Below are 6,729 nucleotides of genomic sequence, written 5' to 3'. Positions count from 1 at the left end.
ACTTCGTGACCGAAATCCGAAAAACAAACCCCGGAAACAAGACCGACGTAGCCCGTTCCGATCATCGCAATCTTCATTTTGGCATTCCCCAGCCTGGTATCCAATACAATCGTCATGCGGGCGAGTCCGGGGAAATGTCAACGCGGACCCCTCGCAGAGCGGCAATCTGTTGCGCGATTGGACAAGCTTTGGCAGAGCGGCTAATGCAGGCGACAGAATGTTACCCGAGCAGAGCCGCATGACAGACAGCCCCTCCGCGGTCGCCCGCACCGTCCTTGCCACCGAAAGCGCGGCCCTGGCGCGCCTGGGCGAAGAACTGCCAGAAAGTTTCGATGCCGTCGTGACGAGTCTCTTGCAGGTACAGGGACGGGTGATCGTCTCCGGCATGGGCAAGTCGGGGCACGTCGCCAACAAGATCGCCGCCACCTTCGCCTCGACCGGAACACCGGCGCAGGGTGTCCATCCCGGCGAAGCCAGCCACGGCGACCTGGGCATGATCACGCCGGCCGACGCGGTGATCCTGATTTCCAATTCCGGCGAGACCAGGGAACTGGCCGACATGATCGCCCATTGCGCGCGGTTCTCGGTGCCGCTGGTGGCCATGACCAAGCGGGCCGACAGCACCCTTGGCCGCGCCGCCGATCATGTGCTGCTGATGCCCGACGCGCCCGAGGCCTGCGCCATCGGCATGGCGCCCACCACGTCGACCACGATGGCAATGGCCCTGGGCGACGCGCTGGCGGTGGCGATGATGCAGTATCGAGGCTTTGACCGGGCCAGCTTTGCCGCCTTTCATCCCGGCGGCACGCTGGGGGCGCAACTGCTGCGCGTCTCCGCCGTGATGCACCGGGGCGAGGAACTGCCCGTCGTCGCTGCCGATACCCCGATGTCCGAGACGCTGCTGGTCATGAGCCAGAAGGGGTTCGGCGTCGCCGCCCTGGTCGAAGACGGGCGCCTGGCCGGCATCATCACCGACGGCGATTTGCGCCGCAACATGGCGGGGCTGATGGAGCGCACGGCCGGAGAGGTCGCCACCCGCGGCCCGCTGGTCACCGCCCCCGATACGTTGCTGCTGGAGGCTTTGGGCATCATGAACACGACGAAACGCACTGTCCTGCTGGTCACAGAGGGCGAGACCCTCGTGGGTCTGCTGCACATCCACGACGCGCTGCGGGCAGGTGTGGCATGAGCGCAGTGATCTTCATTCCCGCCCGCTATGCCTCCAGCCGCTACCCCGGCAAGCCGCTGGTCGCCCTCAAGGGGGCAACCGGCGAGTCCAAACCGCTGATCCAGCGCAGCTGGGAAGCGGCTTGCCAGGTCAAGGGCGCCGACGCGGTCTATATCCTGACCGACGACGACCGGATCGCCGAGGCAGCGCGCGGCTTTGGCGCAGATGTGCTGATGACCTCGGACAAGGCGCGCAACGGGACCGAACGCTGCGCCGAAGGAGTGGCACAGTTGGACCGGGTGCCCGATTGCGTCGTCAACCTGCAGGGCGACGCACCGCTGACCCCGCCCTGGTTCGTCGAGGCGCTGATCGGTGCGATGCGGTCGCCGGAGGTGAACATGGCGACGCCCGTGCTGAAATGCGACCACGAGACCTTGTCGAACTTCGTTTCGGACCGTCATGCCGGTCGTGTCGGAGGCACCACCACTGTGATGCGAGCAGATGGCACCGCGCTCTATTTTTCCAAGGAAGTGCTGCCCTATGTCGGCAACCTCGAAACGCCGCCGGAGGTCTGGCATCATGTGGGTGTCTACGCTTACCGGCCGTCGGCATTGACCGCCTACATGGGCTGGCCCGAAGGCCCGATCGAACGCGCCGAGGGCCTGGAACAGCTGCGCTTTCTCGAAAACGGCATGGACGTCACCTGCGTCCCGGTCGATGCGCGAGGCCGGGTGTTCTGGGAACTCAACAACCCCGTGGACGTGACCCGGATCGAGGGCGTCCTTGCAAAGGAAGGCATCGCATGACGGATGTGTCCATCGGCAGCTACACGGTGTCCAACGCCGCGCCCCTCACCCTGATCGCGGGCCCCTGCCAGATCGAGAGCCTGGATCACGCCCGGATGCTGGCAGAACGGATCGCGCATGCGGCAGAGGCGGCGGGCGTGAACTGGATCTTCAAGGCCAGCTACGACAAGGCCAACCGTTCGTCCCTGTCCGGCAAGCGCGGAATCGGTATGGAGGACGGGCTACGCGTGCTGTCGACGATCCGCAAGGAGTTCGGCGTGCCGGTGCTCACCGATGTGCACGGGCCGGACCAATGCTCGGTGGTGGCCTCGGCGGTGGACGTGCTGCAGATTCCCGCCTTCCTGTCGCGCCAGACCGACCTGCTTTTGGCCGCCGGCGAAACCGGCGCCGCGATCAACGTCAAGAAAGGCCAGTTCCTGGCTCCTTGGGACATGGCCAATGTCGCGGCCAAGATCGCCTCGACCGGGAACGAGAAAATCCTGCTCTGCGAACGCGGCGCCAGCTTCGGCTACAACATGCTGGTCTCGGACATGCGGTCGCTGCCGATCATGGCGGAAACCGGTTACCCTGTGGTCTTCGACGCCACCCATTCCGTCCAGTTGCCGGGCGGACAGGGCACCTCCTCGGGCGGGCAGCGCCAGTTCGTCGAGCCCTTGGCCCGCGCCGCCGTCGCCGTGGGTTGTGCCGCGGTCTTCATCGAAACGCATGAAGACCCCGACAACGCCCCCAGCGACGGCCCGAACATGGTCCCGGTCGATGATCTCGAACGGCTGCTCAAGGGGCTGTCGGCGGTGGATGCATTGACCAAGGGAGCCTGACCGGCCCCGCCTTGGCGTCTAGACCGTCACTGGTTCAAATACCTGTGACGGTCCGTCCGGACGATCCGCTCAGGCGGACAGGGTCTCGCCCAATTTCGCAAGGTAGCTCTCCACCAGCGCGGCGGCGGTCTCGCGGGTGCCCGCCTCGGCATAGCAACGGAATTCCGGCGCATTGCCGGAGGGGCGCAGGTGCACAACGTCGCCAGTGGCAAAGGTGACACGCAGACCGTCGGTTTCGTCCAGTTCCGCGATGGCACCACTGTCCGCAAAGAAGCTGGTCCGGGCCCCGGCATCGCCGGAAAGTTCCGCGATGAAGGCCTTGGAGGTCGCGCTCTCGATCCCCTGGATACGGTCGGCAGCGGTAAAGCGCGGCGGCAGCGCGTCGAGCAACCGCGACAGCGGCTTCCCCTCGGCACGGGCGGCGCTGAGGGGGGCAAGGATCGGCAGCAGGCAATCGCGGGTCATCAGCGGCGCCAGCCTGCCCGCAGGGGCGTCGGCCTCGAAGCCCAGCAGAAAGCCGCCGTTGGCCTCGTAGCCGACGACACGGGCGGCAGAGTCAGCCTGCAACACTTCTTCCATCGCGGCGATGACGAAGGGCGAGCCGATTTTCGTGCGGTGGATGGCGTCGAAGTCAAAGCCGCCCTCGGCCTCGATCATCGTGTTCGAGGAAACCGGTGTGCAGACCACCCGCGCGCCCAGCGCCCGTGCGGTTACAGCACCCAGCACGTCTCCCGGCACCACCCTTTGCGCATCATCCACCAGCATCGGCCGGTCGGCATCACCGTCGGTCGAGATCAGGACATCCAGTTGATGATCCGCGAACCAGCCAGCGAAGAGTTGTCTGGTGTCCGGATCCAGCGCCTCGGTGTCGACGGGAATGAACACGTCCGAGCGCGCGATGGGGAGCGCGGTGGCGCCCAACGCCTCGACCACTTCGACCATGATGTCGCGGGCGACAGAGCTGTGCTGGTAGACACCGACGCGCAGGCCCTGCAGCGCCTCTTGGCCAAAGGCGCGCGTGTAGCGGGCGACATAGGCTGCGCGGGCGTCGGCGGTGGCCTTGGCGCCGGGCGCGCCCGCAATGGACTGACCCAATGCACCGTTGATGCGGGCCTCGTCCTCTTTCGAGATTTCACCGGTGGGGACGTAGAATTTCAACCCGTTGCGGTCGGCCGGGATATGGCTGCCGGTGACCATGACGGCCCCGGCCCCCGCCTGAAGCGACGACAAGGCCAGCGCCGGCGTCGGCACCACGCCGCAGTCGACCGCATCGACACCCGCGTCACGCACGGCGGCGATGACCCATTCCGCGATCTGAGGAGAGGAGGGGCGCAAATCACGGCCCACATGCACGGCGTTCCCATGCGGACAGGCAGAGAGAAAGGCAGTGACGTAGTCGCGCACCAGGTCCTCTGTCAGCTCCACCACCAGGCCGCGCAGGCCGCTTGTGCCGAATTTGGGGGCCATCTTTACCATCCTTGCCTTGTCAAATGCCGCTGCGCACCGGGGCGCGCGGCTGTTTTCCCGCCTCGCGGCGCGGATGGCAAGGGCGGGTTTCCCAGCAGCGGCAGCCAGCCTATCCTGCATTCATGAAACGCCTGTTTTTCCTGCTGGGCCTGATGTGCGCATCTTCGCTGGCCGCCGCGCCCTATGCCGAGCATCAGGCCCGAAGGCCCGAGCTGTTTGACCCGGAAACGGGCTATCGCATCGGTCGCCAGCGGGCGCCGACGCCGGATGACATTCCCGCGCCCGCCGTTCTGATCACGCCCGATCAGGCGCGCAAGTTGCTGGCGAACGGCGCCGTGGCGCTGGATGTCTTTGCCGCCCAGCAATCGAGATTTGACGAGTTGGAGGGAACTTGGCTGGTGTCAGAGCAGCGGCTATCCCTGCCCGGGGCCGTCTGGCTGCCAGAGGTGGGCCGCGGGCGACTGTCGGAGATCATGCAGCGCTACCTGACGGACAACCTGGTGCGGATCACGGCGGGCGACAGGGATCGGGCCTTGGTCATCTACTGCGTGGCGGATTGCTGGATGAGCTGGAACGCGGCACAGCGGATCGCGGGTCTGGGGTATTCCCGTGTCTACTGGTTCCGGCTGGGAACCGATGGCTGGCTGGATATCGGAGAGACCTTGGCCCCGGTAGACCCGGTGCCGGTGGACGTGGATTGACGGCTGGGCGGGTCGGGTTTCCCGTTCCACGTCTCACGCTCAGTTGCCGCGCGGCAGTTCCTCGCGTTCGATCCGCGGAAACAGATGCGCGACAGACCGCTGGTATTCCTGCGGCTGGGCACCCATTCCGGCAAAGCGGTCCGGCAGGGGCATCTCCATCAGTTCCACCATGTCCTGGCCGGACCGCGCGCCGCCGCGCAGCGCGGAATCAAGCCAGGCAAGATAGTCCCGTGTCTGGGTGATGGACTCTCCGGTCGGGTCCGCCGGACCGTGGCCCGGAATGATCAGCGCCGGTCTCTCTGCCTGCAGGGCGTCCAGCGCCTGCTGCCAGCGCGGCAGGTCCGCGCTGGGGGTCGTGGGCGCGCGGTTGTAGAAAACGAGGTCCCCGGCCACCAGCGTCCCGGTGCGCCGGTCCATCAAGGCAAGGTCCGCCGTCGTGTGCCCGTCCAGCGGCAAGGCCAGGAAATCGCGCCCGTCCAGCGTCAAGTCGCCGCCAGCGATCACGTCACTTGGCGGCACGACCTCCGTTCCACGCATCCAGTCGCCCAGCAGGCGATACATGTTGTCGGCAAAGGCCTCGCCTTCGTCCAGCGCCGCCTGCCGGGTACCGCCCAGCGCATGAATCGGCCTGTCGGCAAAGACCTGGTTGCCAAAAAAGTGGTCCGGGTGATGATGCGTGTTCACCACGGTCGAGATTCCGCGGATGTCGAGGCCGCGCGCCAGCGTGTTCAGCGCGTCGCCGTAGCGGCGGGAGGACCCGGTGTCGAAAAGGATCAAACCGCTGTCGCCCTTCATCAGGGTGACATTGACGATAGCCCCGCCGTTCTCCATCGAGAAATAATCGGTCGCCCCTTCGATCATCCAGATACCGTCGGCCAGCGGCTTGGCTGCCAGGTCATAGGCGAGGCGTGGCTGGGCAAAGGCGCGGGGGGCCAGCGGCAGGCTAGCCAGCAGGCCAAGGGTCGTCCGGCGGGTCAGCATCAGTTCAGCTCGCCCTCGGTCAGGACACCGCGGATGCGGTTGCCGTTGTTGTCGCGGCCCATGACCTTTACCGAGGCGGGCAATGCTCCCGCATCGAAATAGAAGGTAAAGGCAGGGTCCTCGTTCACAGGCTCATGCAGTTCCAGACGCGCCAGCGGCGTGCCGTCCTCGTCCTGCAGGGACAGGTCCTCGATGATGAAGACGGGGATGCCATCGGCCAGCCCGGTGTCCATCGGGTGATCCACCACCAGCCGCGCGCGGCCCGAAGCCGACCACAGCCGCCCGTGCACCTCACCCAGCTTTTCCTCCCAGTCGTCGCTGGCATAGGCATGGGCAGGTGCGGTACAGCCGCCGCCCGCCGCGTCGATATAGGTCGACCCGATGTGCCAGCTGCCGGAATGCGTCTCGACGCTGGCACGAATGGCGGTCGCCTGGTCGATCTTGAACCGCAGGGCCAGCTTGGGCGCGGCCTGTTCGGGATAGTAGGTCAGGATATGGGGGATCGGGCCATAATCGGCGCTGACAACGATACGTTTCACGTCGGGGATCGCGGTCGCATCCACCAGCAGCGGGACGTTCAGGCTGTCCTCGGCCGAGTCCGGCGCGCGCACCACGACCCGGTCGTCGAAACGGATGTCGGCGGGATCGCCCAGCAGTCCCTTCTGGTGGTAGTTCCACATGCCCGATCCCATCGGATCCTGCAGCACGGTCTGCGGATCGTCGAGAGCGGCGGCGGCGCTGCCTGCAACGGCGATCAGCGCGGCGAATGCGGTGCGGATGAACATGGC

General features: G+C 66.3%; 7 protein-coding genes. 4 read left to right on the top strand and 3 right to left on the bottom strand.

Annotation, left to right across the window (positions count from 1 at the left end):
* Nucleotides 1-238: 238 nt before the first annotated feature.
* From RBB42_RS21395 to kdsA, 3 genes are read left to right on the top strand one after another with little or no spacing between them, the layout of a single operon-like run.
* Complete coding sequence (locus RBB42_RS21395) at nt 239-1,189, top strand: KpsF/GutQ family sugar-phosphate isomerase (RefSeq protein ID WP_305970120.1); 951 nt, start codon at nt 239-241, stop codon at nt 1,187-1,189.
* On the top strand, nt 1,186-1,974 hold the full coding sequence (locus tag RBB42_RS21390) for a 3-deoxy-manno-octulosonate cytidylyltransferase (RefSeq protein ID WP_305970119.1): 789 nt from the start codon (nt 1,186-1,188) through the stop codon (nt 1,972-1,974). The genes RBB42_RS21395 and RBB42_RS21390 overlap by 4 nt, the downstream gene beginning before the upstream one ends.
* Entirely contained in the window at nt 1,971-2,792 is an 822-nt protein-coding gene (gene kdsA / locus RBB42_RS21385; RefSeq protein ID WP_305970118.1) for a 3-deoxy-8-phosphooctulonate synthase, read from the top strand. The genes RBB42_RS21390 and kdsA overlap by 4 nt, the downstream gene beginning before the upstream one ends.
* 69 nt (nt 2,793-2,861) lie before the next feature.
* On the opposite strand, the gene RBB42_RS21380 is transcribed toward kdsA, so the two are convergent.
* Complete coding sequence (locus RBB42_RS21380) at nt 2,862-4,259, bottom strand: phosphomannomutase (protein ID WP_305970117.1); 1,398 nt, start codon at nt 4,257-4,259, stop codon at nt 2,862-2,864.
* A 122-nt stretch (nt 4,260-4,381) separates the two neighbouring features.
* Between RBB42_RS21380 and RBB42_RS21375 the strand changes: the two genes are divergently transcribed.
* Entirely contained in the window at nt 4,382-4,960 is a 579-nt protein-coding gene (locus tag RBB42_RS21375) for a rhodanese-like domain-containing protein (RefSeq protein WP_305970116.1), read from the top strand.
* Nucleotides 4,961-4,999: 39 nt separating this feature from the next.
* On the opposite strand, the gene RBB42_RS21370 is transcribed toward RBB42_RS21375, so the two are convergent.
* Together RBB42_RS21370 and RBB42_RS21365 are read right to left on the bottom strand one after the other, a co-directional pair.
* Nucleotides 5,000-5,941, bottom strand: coding sequence for a quinoprotein relay system zinc metallohydrolase 1 (locus RBB42_RS21370; protein WP_305970115.1), 942 nt, complete (start codon nt 5,939-5,941; stop codon nt 5,000-5,002).
* On the bottom strand, nt 5,941-6,726 hold the full coding sequence (locus RBB42_RS21365) for a quinoprotein dehydrogenase-associated SoxYZ-like carrier (RefSeq protein ID WP_305970114.1): 786 nt from the start codon (nt 6,724-6,726) through the stop codon (nt 5,941-5,943). Before RBB42_RS21365 ends, RBB42_RS21370 begins: the two co-directional genes overlap by 1 nt.
* Nucleotides 6,727-6,729: the final 3 nt, after the last annotated feature.

Source organism: Mameliella sp. MMSF_3455, from assembly GCF_030733205.1.
Lineage (GTDB): Bacteria > Pseudomonadota > Alphaproteobacteria > Rhodobacterales > Rhodobacteraceae > Antarctobacter.
Note: the sequence above shows the minus strand (reverse complement) of the source record. Positions and strands in the feature narration are given on the sequence as shown.

What these genes read in the sequence shown, in the direction of transcription:
- RBB42_RS21395 (WP_305970120.1), top strand. Translation starts at nt 239, where the DNA reads ATGACAGACAGCCCCTCCGCGGTCGCCCGCACCGTCCTTGCCACCGAA.
- RBB42_RS21390 (WP_305970119.1), top strand. Translation starts at nt 1,186, where the DNA reads ATGAGCGCAGTGATCTTCATTCCCGCCCGCTATGCCTCCAGCCGCTAC.
- kdsA (WP_305970118.1), top strand. Translation starts at nt 1,971, where the DNA reads ATGACGGATGTGTCCATCGGCAGCTACACGGTGTCCAACGCCGCGCCC.
- RBB42_RS21380 (WP_305970117.1), bottom strand. Translation starts at nt 4,259, where the DNA reads ATGGCCCCCAAATTCGGCACAAGCGGCCTGCGCGGCCTGGTGGTGGAG.
- RBB42_RS21375 (WP_305970116.1), top strand. Translation starts at nt 4,382, where the DNA reads ATGAAACGCCTGTTTTTCCTGCTGGGCCTGATGTGCGCATCTTCGCTG.
- RBB42_RS21370 (WP_305970115.1), bottom strand. Translation starts at nt 5,941, where the DNA reads ATGCTGACCCGCCGGACGACCCTTGGCCTGCTGGCTAGCCTGCCGCTG.
- RBB42_RS21365 (WP_305970114.1), bottom strand. Translation starts at nt 6,726, where the DNA reads ATGTTCATCCGCACCGCATTCGCCGCGCTGATCGCCGTTGCAGGCAGC.